Source organism: Ignavibacteriota bacterium (genome assembly GCA_016707525.1).
Lineage (GTDB): Bacteria > Bacteroidota > Ignavibacteria > UBA10030 > UBA6906 > JAGDMK01.
Map to the genome: position 1 here is coordinate 31084 of JADJHP010000010.1, position 22057 is coordinate 53140.

Genomic DNA, 22057 nt, shown 5'->3' on the forward strand with positions numbered 1-22057 from the left:
CTTCCGGCGAGAATCCCCTGGGGATAGAAAAGACGCGTGGTTCCGGACCAGGAGTTCCCGTGCTGACACGGGTTCCCGGACCCATCGCCGGTCCACTTTACTTTTGACAATCTCCCCAATTCTTCTACATTAATATATACGGCGTTCGGGTTCCCCTGTCTCACCGAAAGAGGCCTTTCGGCGAAGATGCCTTTCTTTGTGTCTTGTCCACCCGCACGCCCTTGAGCCTCGTTCTTCCCCAAGCGCCATGTTCATTATTACCGGGCAGTCCACTATGAGCTCTGCATATCAGGAAAATTTCCCGCTCTACGACCCCTCCAATGAGCACGACGCCTGCGGCATCGGCTTCGTCGTCAATACCAAAGGGGTGCGTTCCCACGATATCATCTCCCAGGGGATCAGCATCCTCATCAACCTGACCCACCGCGGCGCGTGCGGGTGCGACCCGGAAACAGGCGACGGCGCAGGGCTCACGATCCAGATCCCCCACGAGTTCTTCCTCCGTGAACTGAAGAAGGCCGGCATGGCCCTCCCGGCCCCCGGCGAGTACGGCGTGGGCATGATCTTCCTCCCGGTGGAACCCCAGGGCCGCCTCCAGTGCGAAGGCATCATCGACCGCATCGTGCAGGCGGAAGGGCTCACCGTGATCGGCTGGCGCGATACGCCCGTGGATTCCGACGCCATCGGCCGCATCGCCCGCGCCTCGCAACCCTACATCGAACAGATCTTCGTCCGCCGGGCAGCCGGTATGACCGAGGACCACTTCGAGCGGAAACTCTACATCGCCCGCAAACGCATCGAGGCGGAGATCGCGGCATCCGATATCAAGGACAAGTCGTTCTTTTATATACCGTCGCTCTCCTGTCGCACGATCGTGTACAAAGGCCTCCTCCTTGCTCCGCAGATCGAACAGTTCTACGGCGAGCTCTCGGACCCCGACACGAAGAGCGCCCTCTGCCTGGTGCACCAGCGCTTCTCCACGAACACGCTCCCGAACTGGCAGCTCGCGCACCCGTTCCGCTATGTCTGTCATAACGGCGAGATCAACACGCTCCGCGGCAACGTGAACTGGATGCACGCCCGGCAGTCCGTGATCCAGTCCGCACTGTTCGGCGAGGACATCAAGAAGATCAATCCGATCATCCAGCCCCACGGCTCGGATTCATCGTCCCTCGACAACGCCGTGGAACTGTTGCTCATGGCCGGCCGCACCCTGCCGCATGCGCTCGCGATGCTGATCCCGGAAGCCTGGGACAAGGACGCGACGATGGACGCGCAGAAGAAGGCGTTCTATGAATACCACGCGTCGCTGATGGAACCGTGGGACGGCCCCGCCGCCGTGGCGTTCACGGACGGACGCATGGTGGGCGCTACGCTCGACCGCAACGGTCTCCGCCCTGCACGCTACATCGTGACGGACGACGACCTCGTGATCATGGCCTCCGAAACGGGCGTGCTGCCGATCGAGAACGAACGCGTCCGCTTCAAGGGCTCGCTCGCCCCCGGCGAGATGCTGCTGATCGACCTGCAGGAACAGCGCCTGATCCCCGACGAGGAGATCAAGCGCACGCTCAGCTCGCGGCAGCCGTATGCGGAGTGGCTGAAAGAGAATCAGATCCACCTCGAGACGCTCCCCGATCCGCCGCGCGAACATGCGTTCAGTCCCACGGATATCCTCCAGCGCCAGCGCGCCGTAGGGTACACCGAAGAAGACATCCGCATGATCCTCGTTCCGATGGCCTCCGAAGGACAGGAACCGATCGGCTCCATGGGTGCCGATACGCCCCTCGCCTCGCTGTCCGATAAGCCGCAATCGCTGTTCAATTATTTCCGCCAGCTCTTCGCGCAGGTGACGAACCCGCCGATCGATCCCATCCGCGAAGAGATGGTGATGTCGCTGACGAGCTACATCGGCACCGAGCGCAACATCCTCGAAGAGACGCCGCAGAACTGTCATACGCTGAAGCTGCCCGATCCGCTCCTCACGAACCGCGACCTGGAGAAGCTCCGCCGCGTATCGCAGGGCGATTTCCTCGCGACCACGCTCCCGATGCTCTTCCGCGCCGATGGCGGGGAGGAAGAACTGGAGCGGTCGCTCACCGGCCTCTGCCGCCGCGCATCGCTCGCGATCAAGTCGGGCTACAGCATCATCATCCTCTCCGACCGCGGCATCGATGAAGAGTATGCACCGATGCCGAGCCTGCTCGCGCTCACCGCGGTGCACAACCACCTCGTCCGCGAGAAGACCCGCACCCAGGTGGCGCTCGTGGTGGAATCCGCCGAGCCGCGCGAGACGATGCACTTCTGCCTCCTCATCGGCTACGGCGCCAGCGCGGTGAACCCGTACCTCGCCATCGAAACGCTGGAGGACCTCGCGAACAAGGGGATCCTGCCGCAGGGGCTGTCGTTCGAATACGCCCTGAAGAACTACAAGAAGGCGGTGGGGAAGGGCCTGCTGAAAGTGTTCTCGAAGATGGGCATCTCGACCCTGCAGAGCTACCGCGGCGCGCAGATCTTCGAGGCGATCGGGCTCAACCGGACGATCGTGGACAAGTACTTCACCGGCACCGTATCGCGCATCGAAGGCGTGGGACTGGATGTGCTGGTGCGTGAGGCGCAACTGAAGCACCGCTTTGCGATGCGCGAGGTGACGGATGCCGAACCGGAGCTGGACCTGGGCGGAAATTACGCCTTCCGCATCAACGGTGAGAAGCACTCGATCAACCCAAACACCGTGATGAAGCTGCAGCATGCGGTGCGGAAGAACGAGTACTCCACGTACCGCGAATACTCCGCGATCGTGGACGAGCAGAACAAGCAGCTCTATACGCTGCGCGGGTTGATGGAGTTGAAGAACGCGGCGACGCCGGTGCCGATCGAAGAGGTGGAGCCGGCGAAAGAGATCGTGAAGCGCTTCTGCACGGGCGCGATGTCGTTCGGCTCGATCAGCAAACAGGCCCATGAGACGCTCGCGATCGCCATGAACCGCATCGGCGGCCGCTCCAATACCGGTGAGGGCGGTGAAGAGGAAGAGCGCTTCGTACGCGACGCCAACGGCGACCTCCGCCGCAGCGCGATCAAGCAGGTGGCGTCGGCACGCTTCGGGGTGACGGCGAACTACCTGATCAACGCGGACGAGATCCAGATCAAGATCGCCCAGGGAGCGAAGCCCGGCGAGGGCGGACAGCTCCCCGGACACAAGGTCGATGCCATCATTGCGAAAGTGCGTCATTCCATCGCCGGGGTGGGACTCATCTCGCCGCCGCCGCACCACGACATCTATTCGATCGAGGACCTGGCGCAGCTCATCTTCGACCTGAAGAACGTGAACCCGCGCGCTACCATCTCGGTGAAGCTGGTGTCCGAGGTCGGCGTGGGCACCGTGGCCGCCGGCGTGGCGAAGGCGCATGCGGACCTTATTCTTATCAGCGGCGACAGCGGCGGTACGGGTGCGTCGCCCCTTACCTCGATCAGGCATGCAGGCACGCCGTGGGAGCTGGGCCTCGCGGAGACGCAGCAGGTGCTCCTGCTCAACGACCTCCGCAGCCGCGTGCGTATTCAAACCGACGGGAAACTTCAGAACGGCCGCGATGTGGTGATCGCAGCGCTGCTGGGCGCCGAGGAGTTCGGCTTTGCGACGACGCCCCTCATCGCGATGGGCTGCATCATGATGCGCAAGTGCCACCTGAATACCTGTCCGGTGGGTATCGCCACGCAGGATCCGACGCTGACGAAGAACTTCCAGGGCACGCCGGAGCATGTGATCAACTTCTTCTTCTATGTTGCCGAAGAGGTGCGCGAATACATGGCACGCCTCGGCTTCCGCACCATGGACGAAATGATCGGCCGCGTGGATATGGTCGCATCGCGCCCGGCGATCGAACACTGGAAGGCGAAGGGGCTCGACCTCTCGGCGATCCTGCACCAGCCCACGATCCCGCTGCGCGTGGCACGGCGGTGCGTGATCAGTCAGGACCATGGACTGAACGAAGCGATCGACTTCCAGCTCATCGACAAAGCAAAGAAGGCGCTCGACGACCACACGCCGCTGGCGTTGACGTTGCCGATCAAGAATGTGCACCGCACGGTGGGTGCGATGCTGAGTGGCGAGATCGCGCGGCGTCACGGCTCGGCCGGGTTGCCGGAAGATACGATCACCATCAACTTCACCGGTTCGGCCGGACAGAGCTTCGGCGCGTTCCTGGCGAAGGGTGTGACCCTCCGCCTCGAAGGCGACGCGAACGACTATGTGGGCAAGGGACTGTCCGGCGGCAAGGTGATCGTGTTCCATCCCAGGAACTCCAACTATGCAGCGGACGAGAACATGATCGTCGGCAACGTGGTGCTGTACGGCGCCACGAGCGGCGAGGCGTTCTTCAACGGCAAGGCGGGCGAGCGCTTCGCGGTGCGCAACTCGGGCGCGAGCGCGGTGGTGGAGGCGGTCGGGTCGCACGGCTGCGAGTACATGACCAACGGCACCGTGGTGGTGCTGGGGAAGACCGGGAAGAACTTCGCAGCGGGGATGTCGGGCGGTATCGCGTACGTGCTGGATGAGACGGGCGATTTTGCGGCAACGAAATGCAACCGGGCGATCGTGGACCTCGATCCGCTGTCGGCGGAGGACGAGGAAACGGTGCAGGCGCTCATCCGCAAGCATGTGGACGCCACAGAGAGCAAGCGTGGGGCGTTCATCCTCGACAACTGGGACACGCTGGGGCCGAAATTCGTGAAGGTGTTCCCGCAGGACTATAAGCGGGTGCTGGCCACCCGGAGTCAGAAGGCAACGTCCGTGCAGCAGGCGGAGAAGGAGGCGGTCCATGGGTAAGCCGACAGGGTTCCTGGAATTTCAGCGCGAGACTCCGCAGCGGCGGGAGGTAGAAGAGCGGACGAAGGACTACAACGAGATCTACGTGAACTTCCCCGCACAGAAGGTGCAGACGCAGGCGGCGCGGTGCATGGACTGCGGACTTCCGTTCTGTCATAACGGATGCCCGGTGAACAACGTGATCCCGCACTGGAACGACCTGGTGTACAAGGGGCGGTGGAAGGAAGCGATCACGATCCTGCATTCCACCAACAACTTCCCGGAGTTCACCGGCCGCATCTGTCCGGCTCCGTGCGAAACGGCATGCGTCCTCGGCATCACCGACCCGCCGGTGTCCATCAAAGCCATTGAGCGGTCCATCGTGGACCATGCGTTCCAGAAAGGATGGATCAGGGCCGAGCGTCCGTTGCGCCGCTCGGGCAAACGGATCGCCGTCATCGGTTCGGGGCCGTCGGGGCTTGCCGCCGCGCAGCAGTTGAACCGCGCGGGGCACCACGTGACGGTCTATGAGAAGAACGATCGTCCGGGCGGCCTGCTGCGGTACGGCATCCCGGATTTCAAGCTGGAGAAGGAACTCATTGACCGTCGCATCGAGCAGATGCAGTCGGAGGGTGTCGTGTTTACCACGCGTGCGAACGTCGGCGGCAACATCGCCGCCGAGGAACTGCGCAGGAACTACGACGCCGTGGTGTTGTGCGGCGGCGCGGAGGCACCGCGCGATCTGCCCATACCCGGCCGCGAGCTGAAGGGGATCCATTTCGCGATGGAGTTCCTGCCGCAGCAGAATCATCGCGTTGCCGGCGACAAGATCGATCCGACGCACGAGATCCTTGCGACGGGGAAGAGTGTGGTCATCATCGGCGGAGGCGATACCGGCGCCGACTGTCTTGGCACGTCGATACGCCAGGGCGCAACGGTGATCCATCAGCTGGAGATCATGCCCAAGCCGCCGTTGGAGCGTGCGGCATCCACGCCGTGGCCGCTGTGGCCGATGCAGCTCCGCACGGAAACGTCACATGAAGAGGGTGGCGAGCGCCAGTGGGGTGTTGCAACAACGAAATTCGAGGGCGACGATCAAGGGAACGTGAAGCGATTGCATCTGGTGCAGGTCGGCCCGCCGCCGTCGTTCGCGCCGGTGGCAGGCACCGACTTCACGATCGATGCCGACCTCGTGCTCATTGCGATGGGGTTCACGGGCCCGAAGCAGAAGGGGTTGCTGGAGCAGTTGAACGTGGAGCTCGATGCGCGCGGGAACGTGAAGACCGACGGGCAGTACATGTCGTCGGTGCCGGGCGTGTTCTCGGCGGGCGACATGCGGCGCGGACAGTCGCTTGTGGTGTGGGCCATCGCCGAGGGGCGCAAGGTGGCGAAGGCCATCGATGCCTACCTCATGGGGGCGAGCGATCTGCCGTAAGCGGCTGCTGTGCGGCATCTTCAGGAAGAGCACTGCGGCGTGCAACGAACGCTGTCGCCCCCAACATGCCCCGGCCGTACCTATACGCAGTGGTCGTGGGTTCGTATCACATCGCCGGCAATCTTCTGAGCGCGGCGGTCCTGTTCTGGTTGATGTAGAGCGCACCCGGCCCGGCGACATGGTCCACGCGTTTGCGCCATGCCCTCCGGACCGGAGGAGCCTTGAGCCGGCCTCGTGCTACTACCGCACATGCAGCGCGTGTCCCGCAAAGAGCCCGACCACACCCAGGACCACAGCGAGGGCCACGCCGGCTTCCTTCGTCAGCACCATCTGTGCGCTCTTGCGGCAGTGATGTACGAGCGGTTTCCAGTTCAGTACAATGTGGGCGGCAGAAGCGAGCACGAAGAGTGTGGCCGCCATATTGTGCACCGCCATCCAGAAATGCCTTGCCGTCGTAAGCGTGTCCATCTGCAGTTGATGATTCATAACCCCCGACACCGGCAGGATCGCTCCTGCCGTGACCAGCAGGATGGCGATGAATCCCCGCGTGTTGAATGGTTTCCGTGATGTTTCCGCTTCCATGGTACCTCCCGGGTTCTGTTCCTTGTTTGCTGTGAACGCTCCGTGTGCGCATGTCCGTACACACTTCAGACATCCGCCGCACGCAGCGGGAGTCCCGGATCACAGCATGCCTGTGGCCGAGGAGATCAACCTTCCGATCACGGTCCTGTGACACTCCTCAACGCATTCCCAGCATGCCTGGCATCGGGCGGTGTCCAATGTGACGAACCGTGTTGAGGCGGTGCGATGATGTTTGAACGATACACGCATCCTGATCTCACTCATAGTGTGTGCGACGACTCCTACATATGAGACGGAGCGACGGATCCCGGGGTTGTTAACAAAGGATAAGAAATGCCGCTCAGCGCCGGTGTCGGATGCGGCTGAGGGAGACAGGGGTGATGCCCAGGTACGATGCGATGAGGTGCTGCGGCACGCGTTCGAGGATGCGCGGGTCGTCCCGCACCAGCGCGAGGTAGCGTTGCCGCGGTGTATCGCGGAGATATGACAGGAACAGCCGTGCATAGGTGTTGAGCCTGCGGAGCGCCTGCTCCAGGATGAGGTCCTTCAGTCCCGGGTTCTCCCGCACCATAAGGTCGAATCCTTCCTTCGTCAGGACAACAAGCTCGCTGGATTCGACGGCGGTGATGGCGATGGGGCTCGGTTGGGCGGAGCGGAATCCCTCGATCGAAGCTACGGCATCCCCTTCGAAGAAGAACTGAAACGTTACATCTTTGCCGCGCGCATGGATCGACGCGCGGAGACATCCCTTCTTCACGAAGAACATCTTCCGTGGGACATCGCCTTCTTTCAGGAGTGCCGTGCGCGGCCGTACGTTCACCGTCGTGATGTAGCGGGCGTAGCGGGGCCATCGTGCATCGAGCCGGGGGAGCGAGGAGCGTGCGAGATCGAGGAGCGTGGGGTGTTCCTCCCCGGACCGGATCGTCTGTCGTGGGCTCACTGCCGCAGCCTCATCATTGCTCCGAATGCATCCAGGCCGATCGGCTGGCACACGCCGTGCTTCTGCTGTTAATCCATTTCCGGGCATGTGACGGGGCGCATATGAATTGTCATGGGGCCATGATACTTTGGGAGTGCACAAGTTGCTGCAATGGAATTTGGCTCAATAATTTGCGAATATCAAGAAGCGAATCGCAGGCCTCCTCGGCCTGCCAGCCTACCTACGAGCTTTCCGACGTTTCGATCACTTGAGGCACACAGGCAGGGGACCCCCCTTGCCTATCACGATGCACCGGCAGCCCGTTGTCGCGACATCACACGATGCCGGAATCCGATCATATCGGGGATCTACGCCATGAAGAAACTGTTCCTGTTGCTTCTGTGCAGTGCTACTGCCCTCGCCGTCACGGCAAAGCGCACGCCGACCGTCGTCCCACAGCCCGATGGCTCGACCGTGACCGTGATCGGGTTCGGTGATGAGCGCTACAACTTCACCGAGACGACCGATGGATACGTTGTGGTGCAGGGGCAGGACAGCTACTATTATTATGCGACGCTGGATGGAGCGGGGCGGTTCACGCCCGGCCCGTTCCGCGTGAACGGCGGCAACGCCTCGCAGCGGAGTGCAGCACTCATGACGCTCACGAAGCATCTGCGGGAATCGCCGGCGGCGATCGCCGAGCGCGTGCAGGTGACCGCGATCGAGCGGACGATCTCCGACAGGGCGGTCCTCCAGCAGGCACGCCGCGGTGCAGCGCGCGGACAGGCGACGACGCTGAATGTGTTGATCCTGTGCGTGCAGTTCTCGAACCTCACCGCCACACAGACCGCCGTCAGTTTCCAGGAGATGGTCAACGACGATTCCTGGAAGGGCGGCATCGGCGGCATGAGCGCGTACTACAAAGAGGTTTCGTACGGCACCGTATCGGTTGCCGCCGACTACCAGAACTGGGTGACAGCGGCGCAGCCGTCGTCGTATTATGCCTACAGCAACGCGAACTTCACCACCCACGTCCATGAAATGATCGCCGCTGCCATCGATGCCGGCCAGGCGAACGGGGTGGACTTTTCCAGGTACGACAACGATGGTGACGGGGAAGTGGATGGACTCTTCATCGTGCATGCCGGCAAGGGTGCGGAGGAGGGCGGACAGACCCAGTACATCTGGTCCCATTCGGGCTCACTCGGCGCGTCGTACACACGGACCTACGACGGCGTGACGATCGAACCCTACATCATCATGCCCGAACTCTATGGTACGCAGCACGTGGAGATCGGGGTGTTCTGCCATGAATACGGCCACGCGCTGGGATTGCCGGACCTGTATGATACGAACGGAGCAACCAATGGCGACGCCGAGGGACTCGGGAACTGGTGCCTGATGGCATCGGGCAGCTGGGGGGCCGACGGCGACAGTCCGGAACGTCCCGCGCACATGTCGGCGTACTGCAAAGCCATGCTGGGCTTCGTCACTCCCGCGATCATCCCTTCGAGCGGTACGTTGAACATCGCACAGGCAGAGACCAATGCGGAGGCATACGCGATCTGGCTCGACGATTGCATGGGCGATGAGTATGTGTTGATCGAGAACAGACAGAAGACCGGGTTCGATCTGAATCTTCCGGCCTCGGGCCTCCTGGTCTATCATGTGGACAAGAACCTTGCGGAGATCTGGCCGGCGTCGAACAATATCAACGTGTCGAACGGTCATCTCGGCGTAAAGCTGTATGAAGCGGACGGCCTGGAGGATCTTGCGACCAGCAACAACCGCGGTGACTCCGGCGATCCGTATCCCGGGAACTCGGGCAACACGACATTGGATGGCAGTTCGGTGCCGAACACCCATCTCTGGAACGGCGCCTCCAGCGGCCTGTCGATCACCGATATCTCCGCGCCGTCGCCGGTGATGTCGGCGACGGTAACCGTTCCGCCGTACAATGGCACCGCGTTGCAGTTCTACCGCTGGTACGAGGGGTATGGCTACGGCAGCGCATCGGCCACCACGGGGTACGGCATGATCGCATGCGTTCCGCCGCTCACGGGACAGATCACCGGCATCCGTGTGTTCAGCTATGCGAACCGCTATACGAACATCACCGCGCGGTGCTATCAGACGTTCTCGGGCGGCGTGTTGTCGGATCCGATCGGGAGTGCCGTGATGGTCAGTTCCGATGCGGTCACCGATTTCGTGAAGCTGAATTTCTCGCCGGCCATCAATGTGAGTGAAGGCATCCCGGTCTACGTGCGGATCTACTTCCAGCGTACCTCGGGGGGGTACGTGGTACCGATCGATATCACCGGCCCCGCCACCGGCCTCTCGTACTACTCGGCGAACGGATCGACGTTCAGTCTGCTCGGGACGTATGATGTTGCCGCCCGTGCGATCTTCAAGGCCACGGCGCTGCCCGTGCAGTTGTCGTCATTCCGTGCGGCACCCGGGGGGGATGGCGTGAAGCTCGAGTGGACGACCGCATCGGAGATCAACAACTTCGGGTTCGAGGTACAGAAGGACACCGTGCGTGCGGTGCAGTCATTCAGCACCATCCCCGGCAGCTTTGTTGCGGGGAACGGCACCACGCTGGCCCCGCACACCTACACGTTCATCGATCCGCACGCCGCACCGGGGAAATGGGTGTACAGGCTCCGGCAGACGGACCTGGACGGCACGGAGTCGTTGTCCGAACCCATCATCGTCGAGAACGTCGCTACGGGGATCGAAGGCACGGAAGGTCTGCCAACAGCGATCGCGTTGAACCAGAACTATCCGAATCCATTCAACCCTGCAACAGTGATACCGTATGCGTTGCCCGAGGCGGGGCAGGTGCGCATCACGATGTACGACATGCTGGGGCGTGAAGTCGGGGTGCTGGTGAACGGGAAGCAGGAGGCGGGGTATCACCAGGTCACGTTCAACGCATCCGACCTGCCAAGCGGAGCGTACTTCGCACGGATGACCACCGGTTCGTTCGTGAAGACGGTACGGTTGATGCTCGTGAAATAGGAGTTGTGGTGATGTCGTACGTGTATCACGGAAGAGCCCCGGTAGCAGCGGGGCTCTTCCGTGTGGGCGCACGGCATCCCGGGCTCTGGCGCGATGCCTGCGACGCCCGTGGGGAACAGGGGGAGGGTGCCGCAGATCCGGATGGTACAGGTCATACCATGCGAACCCTGCATCGTGTTCCTGAGGCGGGAACCTCCTTCCGGGGCCATGCGTTGCCTACTACATCCCCCATCTCCCGATGCTGGCAGTTGCTACTCCCTGAGACCAAATCCAGGAGGCACCCATGACCACACTGCACTATTCGATCCTCATCAACGCCGGCCGTACGACCGTCTGGACCACCATGCTGGAGGACCGTACGTATCGTGAATGGACCCGCCCGTTCCGCGACGGCTGCTACTATGAAGGGAGCTGGAAAAAGGGGAGCGAGATACGGTTCCTCGCACCTACTGACGACGGCGGCGAAGCGGGGATGTTCAGCCGGATCAAGGAGAATATCCCGCACCAGTTCATCTCCATCGAACACATCGGCCTGATCATGAACGGTGAAGTGGATACGACCAGCGACGAGGTGAAGAAATGGACGCCGTCGTTCGAAAACTATACGTTCACGGATCTCGGGAGCGGAACGGAACTCAAGGTCGACATGCAGATCGAAGACGAGTATGTCACGATGATGAATGACACCTGGCCGAACGCCCTGAAAGTGCTCAAAAAGCTGTGCGAAAAGCCCGGGGCATAGTCTCCTCAGACGGCACCGGGACCGCATGATCCCTCTGGTTGTTGTCGCAGTTCGATGTTGATTCTGCCGTGGCGATTCCCTATACTTTTTCAGAACGGATCGGTGCACATCCCGGATGATCCGAAACCCGCATACTGATGGTTAGATCCATGGAACGCGCGCAGTATCCTCCTCCGATGATCTCTGGTTCGCTCCCGCGCTGCCGCGAGATCCGGTGCTCTTTCCTGGTGCCCCTTCGTGCGTGAACCCCGCTCCCACGACATGACCCTCCTGTGTGACTGACAACACCGTGGACGACCGCGTCACATCATTGCAGGAGAACCTGTCGGCGCTTCTGGACGGCCGCGCGACCCGCCAGCAGGTGGACGCCGTGATCGCGGTGTGCCATGCGCTGGCACTTACGCACGTCCGCAGCAAACGCAGCGCGTGGCGGATGATGGAGTTCCATGGCGTCAGCCATGCCGACCTCGCCTACGATTGCATCGCAGAGCTCTTCAGAAGAGATGATGCAGGGGTGTTCACCGACCTGCAGGCGTTCTTCAAGGACCTTTCCCCCGGTACCGCGGACAGCGCGGAGATCCTGGTCCATCTCCGCAGGCTCGTGTTTGCAAAGACGAACCGGACCCTCTCCCGCCTGATCGCCGATACCGACAGCCTCTTCTTCCGCATCACGCGCAACGTCCGCCTTGCTGCCTCGATGAGCGGACTCTTCGAAGAGACAGAGCGCTTCGGCGAAACACTGCTCGTCCCCGCGGGCATCGACCCGCAGTACCATCTTCCGTACCTGGCCGATGCGCGACTCGCACAGGTGGTGTGGAACGCCTACTCGCTGTCTGCGCTGATCCCCGTGTTCATGAGCCGGCTGCACGAGGCGTTGGCCGGGGTGCATGACGCATGCCGGGTGATACCGTTGATGCCGGTGGTCCTGCTCATCAAGGAAGTGCATGAAGGCCACTATGCGCATCGGGAGTCGGCGGTGCGTCCCGACGCGCTTGCGGAAGATGCGGCTCTGGAGATCGTTGCCGTTGCTCGCCGGGAAACCGGTGAACGATTTCAACGGGAGTACGTGGGGAAGGGGAAGGTAACGCTGGAGGAGTTCACGGCATACCTGAATGCGATCCAGAGTATCCTCGTCACGCGCATCGCAGAGGACGCCGGGAATGAACTATCGTTGTTCTCGGCTCTGAAGGGGGAATTGGGGGATGTAGCGGAGGAGTGCTACAAGCGTATGCACCGATCCCGGATCGAATATATGGCCCGCTACATGCACCAGCGTGTGGCTGAACATCTCAAATGAATCCGGTCAGGTTTCAGCATGGACGGCCGGATGCGCAAAGGTAGAGGTGATGGTTCATTGTGACGAACATACCCTGGAACTCTATGTGACCGGCTCGGGCCGGGTCCGGGACCAGAGGGCGGCGATCGAAGCGCATCTTGCCGAATGCGCCACCTGTGGCGATCTTGTGGCCCGCATGAGGGACTACTACGCCGGTTTTCATGCGCATCTCCCGGAGGTCGGAACCGGGATGGCCGCAAACAGCGGAGCCCTGGCCCGGCGTGAAATGAACGTCGGCCCTGCCTACCGCCGGGACATCCGCACCATCCCCGTGGAGCGCTTCGGCCCGCTCGCGAGGGCACAGAGATTCGTGCGCCACCATCCCGTAGCTGCGTCTGCGGGATCCACGTTCATTCTCGGCGCGCTCGGACTTCTGCTGTATCTCTCCTGGCCCGCACAGGGCGTGGAAAAGAATCCGTCGTACCCCCACTATGTGCAAGATCAAGGCCTTGTGGAGATCCGGAATGCTGAGAACAAACCGCTCTGGGACCTTCGCGCCAACGCGAATCTGACCGAATACGGACGTGCACCGGAGGCGAGCGTGGCGAAGTATCTCAGCATCCGCGATCTGGACGGCGACCATGTCAATGAAGTGATCACGGTCCTTCCCCAGAACGACGCGACGTACCCCGGTTCATTGCGCATCTACGATGCGAGGAAGAACCTCCTGAGAGAACGGGAGTTCTCTGAAGAATTCAATTACCTCAACCGGTCGTATGTGCCCGCCATCGATATCGGATCGATGCTCGTCGATGACGTTGTGGCAACCGGCCGTCCGGAGATCTGGGTCACAGGGAACAGCCGCGACCGATCGCCGGGTGTGACGATCCGCATGGATGCAATGGGTGCGCTCCTGGGAGGGTACTGGCACTTCGGACAGTTGCGGGAGATCTCGTGTCTTCCTTCCAGCCCGGGACACTCGAAGCAGATCCTGCTTGCGGGGACCAGCGATGCGGATGATACGACGCACGGTATCACGTCGGTGATCGTTGTCCTCGATCCGGCAAAGGTCACCAGCGTCGGGCGGTCCACCAGGAATCCGGGATTTCATTTCCCCGTGTCGGAGGCAGAAGAGTATTACATTGAACTTCCGACAACGGATATGAATGTTGCGCTGAAGACCCTGCCGGCGCCACCCGAATTCCGTGACATCACACCGACGATGATCCTCGTCCGTTCATCCACCCGGCCGGGCGAAGATCCGGCGGGGTTCTTCGAGATCGATTTTCTGTTCGACAGGGATATGAAGGTCCTCGAGGTCAAGAGCAACAATCACACCGATGACGTGCGGCGTGAGCTTCTGCAGCGCGGACTGGTCCGCGGACCGATCGACCGGGCATATTTGGATGAGCTCAAAAGCCGCGTCCGGTATTGGGATGGCAGGCAGTTGGTGAAGGAAGCGGTGCGGGTCAGGCGCCAGGCCGACGTGGCGCAGCAGGGAAACTGACCCGTACGTTTCCGCTCATTGTCCGGCCGCCCGATCAGCGAACCACGGCCCCGTGCGCGGAAGAGATCGAAGGATCTGCGTGAGTGATCACCGGTCCCGCCGCATGCAGCCTCCGCCAGATGAGATATCCGACAGCGCTCACGACCACCGCAACCAGCACACCGGATTCTCCGAGCCACAGACCGCGATCAACGCCGCCGGTATAGCTGGTGAACGGCCCTTCGATCACTGCATTCCATGCGGCGTGTCCGATCACCGCGCTCCACACGCTGCCTGTTCGTAACCGGAGCGTTCCCCAGAAGACGGACATCCCGACAGCGAAGACCAGGAAGAGGGCTGCAGCCAGAAGCGGCCGGGTGCCTGCTCCATACTGTCCGGTGAGTATGGCCGGGACATGCCAGAGCCCCCAGATGATGCCGCTGACCGTCAGTGGCCAACGGATGCCCGCCTGCACGAGACGGGGGAGAAGATATCCGCGCCAACCGAATTCCTCGCCCGCGGCGGTGATCATTCCCACGACACCACCCACGATCGTTGCTGTCGCCACCGCCAGAAGGAACCGCACGACGCCGGGTTCCATGCCAACATACCACCCCCCCGTGGGAACAACAAACTGCGCCAACCCGGTGAGCCAGGCAGCTCCGTACGCGACGAAGCCGACGGCCGCAGGAAAGGCGAGCGCGGCGCCGATCGCGCGCATACCACCGCGTCCGCCCACGCGGAACGAAACATCGCTGAATCCCTCGCGCTGCACGAGTCGTGTGATGAATGACGCCAGTGCCGGCACCCACATGAGGGCGACCATGAACGGCAGCATGGCGGGGTCTTCAACGCGTCGGCCGGATCCGATCACCGCTGTCAGCAACGGCACGGTACCGATGATCGTGAGTGTCAGGAATATCGCCAGTCCCTTCCGGGCGCGCTGTTGTTCGGATATGTCGGGGGTCATCGTCATGTGTGTGGAGTCGTGTGGTGTCTGTTCTGTGAGCTATGCCCCCGGAAAACAATGAAGGCCCGCGGGAGAGTGTGACCACGGGCCTTCTTCAATGAGCGTCCTTCTTTCTTTTCGTACGGTGGAACGCAGCGGTTGTTGCGGGAGTGCGCCGCGATACGGTGTGCAGGCTTGACAACGGTTGTGGGTCTCAGTATGTTAGCATCAGACCGACTCCCGGTTGGAACTCTCCGATCTTCTGAAAGCCGTCCATGCGCATCGTCCCGTCTCTCCTGCTGATCATCACATCGATCATCGGCATTGCAGCCCATGCCGGCGCGGGCACCCCCGATTCGTCCATGTTCACATGGGTGCGTCATTCGCGCAACCCTGTCTTTGCTGCCACGCCCGGCACCTGGCGTGATGTGCAGTGTGCCAACCCGGATCTGTTGGTATGGGGCGACACCTGCTTCATGTACTTCCGCGGACAACAGGGCGGACACGATCGTATCGGGGTCGCGACCATTCCGCGCAAAGAGTTCGACGGATCCACCTGGAACATCCATCCATCGCCCATCGTTGACGTGGGTGGGCCGGGTACATGGGACGAGAACCACGCACTGGATCCCGCGACGGTCCTGTACAAAGGAAAGGTCTATCTCTATTATACTGCTTCGAGTCCGCGTGAAGACCGGAGCGTATGCATGGCGGTGTCCAACGATGGAAGGAATTTCACCAAGTACGAAGGCAACCCCGTGGTGATCGGCGGCGCGCCGGAAGTCGTCGTGAAGGATGATGTGTTCTATCTGTACTTCTGGAAAGCCGTACCGGGAAGAAAGGGGTTCCAGTTGCACTATGCAACTTCGGGCGACGGCTATCACTTCATCGAGCCGCAGGCCGGGCCGGTGCTTCCGGTAGGCAAGGAGGGGGAATGGGATTCCTTCACGGTGGAGACGCCGCGGATCTTCAAAGAGGGCTTGCTCTATTATATGCTCTACTGTGGGTCGGACATCAACAAGGACTACCCGTATCATGCCGGGCTAGCGACATCCACCGACCTGGTGCAGTGGACGAAGTACCCGCGCAACCCGGTGTTCAGCCGGGGCGAGGAAGGTGCGTGGGATGAAGGAGCGATATGGTTCACGACGGTCGAGAAGATGAACGGCGTGTACTACATGTGGTATGAAGGATACGGGGGCGGTACCTCGCGCACGGTGCCGTACGGCAGCTATCTCAAAGGAGGGAAGTCGCAGGTAGGGATGGCGACGATGAGGGCGCCCTATTTCTATGAACGCCCGCCGGTGAACGGACAGACGAAGTGACGTCGGCCTGCGCAACGCGACTCAGATCTCCCCGTATAACGATATACTGCAAGTCCTTGCAGCATACCATTATCCGGCAATAACAGGGTTCAATCCATGAAAACGCGGCTTCTGTTCCTCCTCATGCTCCTTCCCGTCCTTGCGCTGGCCCAGGAAGCAACACTGCTCAGCGGCGAGGTCTCCCACGGCGGCTTTGGCGGTCCTGTCGTCAAGGTCACACGCATCAACGGTCAGGACGCCGTCCTTGTCGGTGGGCGTGGCGGGTGGATCATCAATCATACCTTCGTCATCGGCGGAGGCGGATACGGACTCGTCTCGGATGTTCGTCCCACGGTCCCGGGACTCTTCAACCAGGATAAGCTCATGCTCGGATACGGCGGTCTCGAACTCGAGTTCATCCTGCAATCGGACAGGGTCGTGCATCTAACGGTCCCGGTTCTGATCGGTGCGGGTGCTGTGGGGTACAGGACCGGATACTGGGGAGACGACTTCGATCTCAGTCTCGGGATCGACAACAAGTTCGATACGTTCTTCATCATCGAACCGGGGATCGACCTCGAACTGAATGTGGTCTCGTTCTTCCGCATCAACGCCGGGATCTCGTACCGACATGTATCCGGGGTGGGAGTCCCGACCGACATCACCGGCACACAGCGTCCGCTCACGAGCAACAGTGAGTTGCGTGGAGTCTCCTGGATGATCGGGTTCAAGTTCGGGAGTTTCTGATATCGGTCGCACAGGACCACCATCTTTCGCAGGGAGGCCGTCCATGACCAGATTCGCGGCTGTTGCGGACATCCATGGGAACATGCTTGCCCTGGAGCAAGTGATCGCGGACATCACGCGCCGCGGCATCGGGACGGTCGTGAACCTCGGCGACCACGCTTCGGGGCCTCTCTGGCCGCGCGAGACGGTGGACACACTCATGAAGTTGTCGTGGACACACATCCGGGGGAACCACGACCGGTCGCTCTCGCACGACGATCCGGGGTCCATGGGACCATCCGATGCGTATGCGCACAAGCATCTGGAGCGGGAACACTTTGAATGGTTGAAGGGCCTGCCGCCTGTGAAGCAGGGGGCGGATGGCATGTGGCTCTGTCACGGCACACCGTCGGACGACATGGCGTATCTTGCCGATACCATTGAGCATGGGCGTTTGAGGAGGGCGACACCCGGAGAGCTGACCGTCCGGGTGCATGGTATCGAGGCGAAGATCATACTGTGCGGACACTCGCACACCCCGCGCGTGGTCCATGCGGCGAACGGCACCGTGATCGTGAATCCGGGGAGCGTCGGGTTGCAGGCCTATGCTGATGATGGCGTGCAGCCCCATGTCGTCGAATGCGGATCGCCCCATGCGCGGTATGCCATCATCACGGTCGATGGCGAGTCTTGCTCCGTCGATCACGTCGCGCTTCCGTACGATCACAAGGCTGCGGCGAAGCAAGCACGCAAGAACGGCAGGCCGGAATGGGCGGCAGCGCTGGAGACGGGGTTCATGTGAAGGTCATCTGGCGATCGGCGGTCCCCCTCGGGTGATCCGGGCGTTGGAGGCGAAAAAGAAGAATTGACTGCGCTCTGTTCCGAATGCAAACAGCACAGGCCGCCCTTCGGGGCGGCCTGTGCTGTAAGATGGGTGAGTGTGTGGGTCACCAGGTACGCGAAGATACTCTGTGACGAGCCTATTTGAGCAACAAGAGGCGCACCGTTCCAACGAAATCACCTGATCTCATCACGCAGAGGTATACTCCACTCGACAGATGGGTTCCATCCACGGTGGCCCGGTGACGACCGGGTTCCCGTACTCCGCTCACCAGCAGTGCAACCTCACGTCCAAGCAGGTCATATAGAGTGAGTGTCACGAAGGAAGTGGTCGGGACGTGATACTCGATCTCGGTCGAGGGGTTGAAAGGGTTGGGGTAGTTCTGGCACAATTGGTAGACTGATGGCAGCTCGTCCGATGATGACTCCGGGTGTGATTTGACGCCGATGGTTGGCTCGATCTTGATCTGCAGTGAGCAACGACCAGTGTAACTTCCGAATCGGTCGCCGACAATGAAGAAGTAGTCCTTGGTTTCTCCCAGCTCGGTTCTTGGAATCAGTATTGACGAATGGCTGGTGTCAGATGATTGCCAGGCTCCCCTGGCGAGTAAGGTTCCATCCGGACGGAAAAGTTCAATCAATGGACGTAAGCTACCGGAATCTGAAAAGGCAGTTATTGTCACCGCGCGCCTGTAGCCCCCATAGAAGACGAACGGATTCATTTGTGTTGGGAGCAAGATCGTGGCAAATGTGGTATCAAGGCACACCCCTGTGAATCCGGCAATGTTACATGGCGCGCACCGCTCTGCACCTAAGGGTGTATTCGATTTCTGAAGGCTGAGATAGAAGTCTCCGGTTCTGCTGCGTGACGAGTCCATCACGCTGATCTTGTAGTATCCCGATGAGGGCAGGACAACATTGCCGATCCAAGAGCGGGCGTACGTTGAGTCGCCGAGAACTCGGTATTGTGCTACACCCACTGTTCCATCGGGATTCGTCACCACCACGCAAGGGTTCAGACTTCCCGATGCCCGATTGATGCGAAGTATCAGTCGATCACCAATAATTCCTTCGAATCCGTATCTCCTGATATGTGACCCGCTCATGATCGAGTCGTGGATCGTTTGACCGTAGGCGATGACCGCACCTGAGGAATAGCCCACTGATATCGCGATCCTCCCAGGGACAAATCCGGCAGTATCACCAATGAGTATCCCGAGTTGTCCTGTCAGCGGGATAGCGACACCACTAATTGTGGCGGGAGTCTCACCGGACGTTGCCTTTGCGTCGGCCAGCAAGGTCCCATCCGGCAGAAAAATGCTCATCGAGGGCGTGATATCTCCTGAATCACGTTGGACCGTGGCCCAAAGAGTGTCTCCCTCTGTGACCCCGATCGTGTATGCAAGCATTTGTGTCGGATGCTGAACTCTCCCGGTGACGGCTTTCCCGCTATCGAGAGGACTCGCATTGACCGGATCATTTGCCCGTTGCAGGGTGAGGTAGAACGTTCCCTCTTCGCTTCCGTAGAGATGAGAGACGGTGATCCTATGATATCCGGAAGATGTGAGTTTCAGTGTGTCGATCCAGGTCCGCGCATAGGCCTCTCCGTCGGGGATCGGTGTCTGTCCGAGGATGTGGATACCACCAGGAGTGTAGACGCGCACTCCCGGCTTTAAGGTGCGGTCAGTACGATTGACGTGCAGGATCATTCTATCCCCTGCCTCTGCGGCGCACTGGTACAATCTGAAGGGGGCTCCGACGATGATCGAATCCTTGATCGTCTGGCCGTAGGCGATATCCTCTGCTCGTGGGGAAATGCGGACGCTGATACGGTACCGGCCCATCTCAAAGCCATTGTCATCTCCGAGCAAGATCCACAACATTCCGGAGGCCGGCACGATCTGCGCACTGATCACGAGCGCACCAGTCCCGGAGCCAGCCTTCCAACTGCTCCCATCGGCTAGGTACATGTTAAGAAGCGGGTTGATGCTGCCTGAATCTCTTTGGACCCAGGCCCAGAGGGTGTCTCCGGCCCTTGCCGGAATAGAGTACGCCGACATACCCGTCGGGAGGAGCACTCTGCCGATGGTCGTATCAGCGCTTTGGAGTGCGAACACCCCTGCCGGGTTATTGGATCTCTGGAGCGTGAAGACGAAGGCCCCGGTTTCCCCACCATTGTCATCGGAGATGAAGACCGTATAGGTATCGGTAGATGGAAGGGTGTAGGTGTCGATCCACGCACGATACCAGTTGTAGTTGTCAGACCAGGTGTCCTGAGTGGTTGCGACAGTTCCATCGGATCTGAATATCTGGATCCGGGGCTGGATGCCGGATATCCTGTTGACCCGGAGGACGATCCTGTCGTTTGCCTGACCTGTGAACTGATAGACTTTGATCTGTGTGGTGAGCGTGATGGTATCGCGGCGGGTTTCGCCGTAGACAATAGGCTGAGGATTTGCCGGGTTGTTGGTCCTCCTGGAGCGTGAAGATGAAGGTCCCGGTTCCCCACCATTGTCATCGGAGATGAAGACCGTATAGGTATCGGTGGATGGAAGGGTGTAGGTGTCGATCCACGCACGATACCAGTTGTAGTTGTCAGACCAGGTGTCCTGAGTCGTTACGGCAGATCCATCGGATCTGAATATCTGGATCCGGGGCTGGATGCCGGATATCCTGTTGACCCGGAGGACGATCCTGTCGTTTGCCTGACCCGTGAACTGATAGACTTTGATCTGTGGTGAGCGTGATGGTATCGCGGCGGGTTTCGCCGTAGACAATAGGCTGAGGATTTGCCGGGTTGTTGGTCCTCTGGAGCGTGAAGATGAAGGTCCCGGTTTCCCCACCATTGTCATCGGAGATGAAGACCGTATAGGTGTCGGTGGATGGAAGGGTGTAGGTGTCGATCCACGCACGATACCAGTTGTAGTTGTCAGACCAGGTGTCCTGAGTGGTTGCGACAGTTCCATCGGATCTGAATATCTGGATCCGGGGCTGGATGCCGGATATCCTGTTGACCCGGAGGACGATCCTGTCGTTTGCCTGACCTGTGAACTGATAGACTTTGATCTGTGTGGTGAGCGTGATGGTATCGCGGCGGGTTTCGCCGTAGACAATAGGCTGAGGATTTGCCGGGTTGTTGGTCCTCTGGAGCGTGAAGATGAAGGTCCCGGTTTCCCCACCATTGTCATCGGAGATGAAGACCGTATAGGTGTCGGTGGATGGAAGGGTGTAGGTGTCGATCCACGCACGATACCAGTTGTAGTTGTCAGACCAGGTGTCCTGAGTCGTTACGGCAGATCCATCGGATTTGAATATCTGGATCCGGGGCTGGATGCCGGATATCCTGTTGACCCGGAGGACGATCCTGTCGTTTGCCTGACCTGTGAACTGATAGACTTTGATCTGTGTGGTGAGCGCGATGGTATCGCGGCGGGTTTCGCCGTAGACAATAGGCTGAGGATTTGCCGGGTTGTTGGTCCTCTGGAGCGTGAAGATGAAGGTCCCGGTTTCCCCACCATTGTCATCGGAGATGAAGACCGTATAGGTATCGGTAGATGGAAGGGTGTAGGTGTCGATCCACGCACGATACCAGTTGTAGTTGTCAGACCAGGTGTCCTGAGTGGTTGCGACAGTTCCATCGGATCTGAATATCTGGATCCCGGGTGGATACCGGATATCCTGTTGACCCGGAGAACGATCCTGTCCCCCTCCTGTCCGTCGAACTCATATTTCTGCACCTCCCCCTTGACGCTGATGGTGCCCTGCACCGTCTGACCGTAGCTTATGGGCGTCTGACCTGAGGCTTCCTGGTCAGCCAAAACAAGCAGTGAGAGGAGAATTGCGAGAAGGAGATAATGATGCTGGCGGAGACAGCGGTTCAGCGACAGTTGACCGTCCATGGTGGGCCCCCACTGGATGTTGGATCGTCGGTACTGCTGAATGATTGAATAAGGGAAGCGAAGAACAGGTTACG

14 protein-coding genes are annotated in these 22057 nt (G+C 60.4%); 10 read left to right on the forward strand and 4 right to left on the reverse strand.

The window, feature by feature from the left end; all coding sequences use genetic code 11:
* The first annotated feature begins 274 nt into the window (after positions 1-274).
* The gene (gltB, locus tag IPI01_15760; GenBank protein ID MBK7259225.1) at positions 275-4825 is read left to right on the forward strand and encodes a glutamate synthase large subunit; all 4551 of its coding nucleotides are present in this window, start codon (positions 275-277) and stop codon (positions 4823-4825) included.
* Entirely contained in the window at positions 4818-6239 is a 1422-nt protein-coding gene (locus tag IPI01_15765; protein MBK7259226.1) for a glutamate synthase subunit beta, read from the forward strand. The genes gltB and IPI01_15765 overlap by 8 nt, the downstream gene beginning before the upstream one ends.
* Before the next feature lie 240 nt (positions 6240-6479).
* Here the strand turns inward: IPI01_15765 and IPI01_15770 are convergent, their stop codons facing one another.
* Both IPI01_15770 and IPI01_15775 read right to left on the reverse strand, forming a co-directional pair.
* On the reverse strand, positions 6480-6821 hold the full coding sequence (locus IPI01_15770; protein ID MBK7259227.1) for a DUF4405 domain-containing protein: 342 nt from the start codon (positions 6819-6821) through the stop codon (positions 6480-6482).
* Between the two features lie 340 nt (positions 6822-7161).
* A complete protein-coding gene (locus IPI01_15775) occupies positions 7162-7761 on the reverse strand; it encodes a Crp/Fnr family transcriptional regulator (GenBank protein ID MBK7259228.1) in 600 nt (199 codons plus the stop codon).
* A gap of 354 nt (positions 7762-8115) precedes the next feature.
* Here IPI01_15775 and IPI01_15780 point away from each other — a divergent pair, with 354 nt between their 5' ends.
* From IPI01_15780 to IPI01_15795, 4 genes are all read left to right on the forward strand, one after another.
* Positions 8116-10761: a M6 family metalloprotease domain-containing protein gene (locus tag IPI01_15780; protein ID MBK7259229.1), complete on the forward strand. Its 2646-nt coding sequence runs from the start codon at positions 8116-8118 to the stop codon at positions 10759-10761.
* A gap of 283 nt (positions 10762-11044) precedes the next feature.
* Positions 11045-11503: a hypothetical protein gene (locus IPI01_15785; protein ID MBK7259230.1), complete on the forward strand. Its 459-nt coding sequence runs from the start codon at positions 11045-11047 to the stop codon at positions 11501-11503.
* A gap of 274 nt (positions 11504-11777) precedes the next feature.
* Positions 11778-12800: a hypothetical protein gene (locus IPI01_15790; GenBank protein ID MBK7259231.1), complete on the forward strand. Its 1023-nt coding sequence runs from the start codon at positions 11778-11780 to the stop codon at positions 12798-12800.
* A gap of 49 nt (positions 12801-12849) precedes the next feature.
* A complete protein-coding gene (locus IPI01_15795; protein ID MBK7259232.1) occupies positions 12850-14286 on the forward strand; it encodes a hypothetical protein in 1437 nt (478 codons plus the stop codon).
* 34 nt (positions 14287-14320) lie between these two features.
* Here the strand turns inward: IPI01_15795 and IPI01_15800 are convergent, their stop codons facing one another.
* Positions 14321-15241: a CPBP family intramembrane metalloprotease gene (locus IPI01_15800; protein MBK7259233.1), complete on the reverse strand. Its 921-nt coding sequence runs from the start codon at positions 15239-15241 to the stop codon at positions 14321-14323.
* Positions 15242-15489: 248 nt separating this feature from the next.
* Between IPI01_15800 and IPI01_15805 the strand changes: the two genes are divergently transcribed.
* From IPI01_15805 to IPI01_15815, 3 genes are all read left to right on the forward strand, one after another.
* On the forward strand, positions 15490-16539 hold the full coding sequence (locus tag IPI01_15805; GenBank protein ID MBK7259234.1) for a hypothetical protein: 1050 nt from the start codon (positions 15490-15492) through the stop codon (positions 16537-16539).
* A gap of 96 nt (positions 16540-16635) precedes the next feature.
* Complete coding sequence (locus IPI01_15810) at positions 16636-17265, forward strand: hypothetical protein (protein ID MBK7259235.1); 630 nt, start codon at positions 16636-16638, stop codon at positions 17263-17265.
* A 43-nt stretch (positions 17266-17308) separates the two neighbouring features.
* The gene (locus tag IPI01_15815; protein ID MBK7259236.1) at positions 17309-18046 is read left to right on the forward strand and encodes a metallophosphoesterase family protein; all 738 of its coding nucleotides are present in this window, start codon (positions 17309-17311) and stop codon (positions 18044-18046) included.
* Between the two features lie 178 nt (positions 18047-18224).
* Here IPI01_15815 and IPI01_15820 read toward each other — a convergent pair whose 3' ends face one another.
* Positions 18225-20861: a T9SS type A sorting domain-containing protein gene (locus tag IPI01_15820; GenBank protein MBK7259237.1), complete on the reverse strand. Its 2637-nt coding sequence runs from the start codon at positions 20859-20861 to the stop codon at positions 18225-18227.
* Here IPI01_15820 and IPI01_15825 point away from each other — a divergent pair.
* Complete coding sequence (locus IPI01_15825; protein ID MBK7259238.1) at positions 20812-21858, forward strand: hypothetical protein; 1047 nt, start codon at positions 20812-20814, stop codon at positions 21856-21858. The genes IPI01_15820 and IPI01_15825 overlap by 50 nt on opposite strands.
* Positions 21859-22057 lie beyond the last annotated feature (199 nt).